The sequence below is a fragment of the Stenotrophomonas maltophilia genome (assembly GCF_004920835.1).
Taxonomy (GTDB): domain Bacteria; phylum Pseudomonadota; class Gammaproteobacteria; order Xanthomonadales; family Xanthomonadaceae; genus Stenotrophomonas; species Stenotrophomonas maltophilia_AQ.
Map to the genome: position 1 here is coordinate 1 of NZ_QFHO01000061.1, position 1,511 is coordinate 1,511.

Genomic DNA, 1,511 nt, shown 5'->3' on the forward strand with positions numbered 1-1,511 from the left:
GGCGGGGGTGTGCTCGGACATGAGTCGGCGAAGAGAAAGGCAGAAAGACCAACAGTTTAGCGCGTAAGGGGCGGGGCTGCCCGGTGGCGATCGGGGTTGCCGGCCAGCGGCCGGCGAAATGTGGATCGACGTACAGATGGGTAGTGCCGGCCGCTGGCCGGCAGAACGGTCATGCGCCGTCACCACCACCATTCAGCCCCCGGGCGTATGCTGGAATCCTGTCCCACGGAGCCGCCGCATGCACATCGTGTACAAGGCCGACAACCTGTTCGACGCCCACCTGGTCAAGCACGCGCTGGAGGATGCCGGCATCCCGGCCTTTGTGTTCGGCGAGTCGTTGCTGGGCGGCATGGGCGAGCTGCCGTTGTTCGGCGTGCTGCGGGTGGGCATCCCTGATGCGGCACGGCCGCAGGCCGAGGACATCGTGGCCGCGCTGGACTTGGGCCACGCCCCGGACGACCCCATTTCAGATGCAGACGACATTGCCGGCCTTCCGGCGTAGGAGCGCATCATGTTGGGAATCGGACAGGGCATCCTTGGCATCGGCGCCTTCAAGCAGCGCCTGCCGCGCGCGGAAGAGGCGCTGCCGGGCCGAGAGCAGCCGTTGCCGCTGCACAGCAACCAGCACTTCGTGAACAGCCATCCGCTGAAGGACCGTTTTGCCGGCCTGCAGCAGATCCGTTTCGCGCTGGGCTGCTTCTGGGGCGCCGAGCGCAAGTTCTGGACCGAACCGGGCGTGTACAGCACCTCCGTGGGCTATGCCGGTGGCATCACCCCGAACCCGACCTACGAAGAGGTCTGCTCGGGCCTGACCGGGCATACCGAAGTGGTGCAGGTGGTGTTCGACCCGGCGGTGGTGAGCCTGGAACGGTTGCTGCAGCTGTTCTGGGAAAGCCACGACCCGACCCAGGGCATGCGCCAGGGCAACGACACCGGTACCCAGTACCGCTCGGCGATCCACGCCACCGACGAGGCCCAGTACGCCGCCGCGCTGGCCAGCCGCGAGGCTTACCAGGCCCAGCTGGATGCGGCCGGCTACGGCCCGATCACCACCGAGATCGTGTACCCGGCGCCGGAGTACTACTACGCCGAGGACTATCACCAGCAGTACCTGGCCAAGAACCCGAACGGCTACTGCGGCATCGGCGGCACCGGCGTGAGCTGCCCGATCGGGTTGGATGTGGAGGCGCCGCGCTGACGCGGGGTGGTCCGCCTGCGGCGGGCAGAAGCCAAAGCCAAAGCCAAAGCCAAAGCGGCTCTGGGTTTCTGTGGGTTGGGCGGGGCGGTGTGGGTTGGCAGGACACGCCGTGAACCCCCTCCGGGGTCCGGCCCAGCCGCTGGCGGCTGGGCGTTCGGGCGCTTGCGAAGCAGTGCTTCGCAAGCAAAGCGCCCTCACCCCTGGGGGCTCGATGGCGCCTTGCTCGTGTGCGCTGTCCTGCGCACACGGCAAGACCGGGGTTGGGCGTCCTGCCCAACCCGCCCGAGGCAGGCCTCGGGCCTATGGCGCCAAC

2 protein-coding genes are annotated in these 1,511 nt (G+C 68.1%); both read left to right on the top strand.

Annotated elements, in window-relative coordinates:
• Nucleotides 1-238 precede the first annotated feature (238 nt).
• The gene (locus DI041_RS21060) at nucleotides 239-502 is read left to right on the top strand and encodes a putative signal transducing protein (protein WP_046987838.1); all 264 of its coding nucleotides are present in this window, start codon (nucleotides 239-241) and stop codon (nucleotides 500-502) included.
• Between the two features lie 30 nt (nucleotides 503-532).
• Nucleotides 533-1,198, top strand: a complete 666-nt coding sequence (msrA, locus tag DI041_RS21065) for a peptide-methionine (S)-S-oxide reductase MsrA (RefSeq protein ID WP_046987839.1) — start codon at nucleotides 533-535, stop codon at nucleotides 1,196-1,198.
• Nucleotides 1,199-1,511 lie beyond the last annotated feature (313 nt).

Excerpts from the sequence above, each read along its gene's own strand:
- DI041_RS21060 (WP_046987838.1), top strand. The coding sequence starts at position 239 with ATGCACATCGTGTACAAGGCCGACAACCTGTTCGACGCCCACCTGGTC.